The 383-nt window shown below is 69.2% G+C and carries 1 protein-coding gene; it reads right to left on the bottom strand.

All coding sequences use genetic code 11. The annotated features are described in order from the left end of the window. Window positions 1-383 (bottom strand): Dyp-type peroxidase domain-containing protein (locus AC1DBD_RS17935; protein WP_476982742.1); only part of this gene is annotated, 383 nt, incomplete at both ends.

Here is a 383-nt window from a genome sequence, read left to right as displayed (position 1 = left end):
CCTCGGCTTTGAGGTTGCTGATGCCGTCCTTGAAGCCGAAGAGGTTCCGCGGCGTGGTCTGGGCCCTGGACGTGGAGGAGGTCCGGCCGAATCCCAGCTGCGACCAGCGGACGCGTGTCTGCCCGAACCCGATCCGCGCCAGGTTCCGGATCGCATGGACAGCCACCTGCGGGTCGTCGGCGCAGGCCTGGACCACTATGTCGCCGCCGGTGCGCCCCGGTTGGAGATCATCGCCGGGGAAGTGCGGCAGGTCGATCAGGGCGTCCGGGCGCCGGCCATCCAGGCCGAAGCGGGCCTTGCCGTCCTTCTCAAACAGGCCCGGGCCAAACCCAAAGGTGAGGGTGAGCTTTCCGGCCCCAAGGTCCAGCGTCTCGCCCGTGTCC

The sequence above is a fragment of the Arthrobacter sp. 10T419 genome (assembly GCF_056394105.1).
This window is presented reverse-complemented; position numbering and strand designations above follow the sequence as displayed.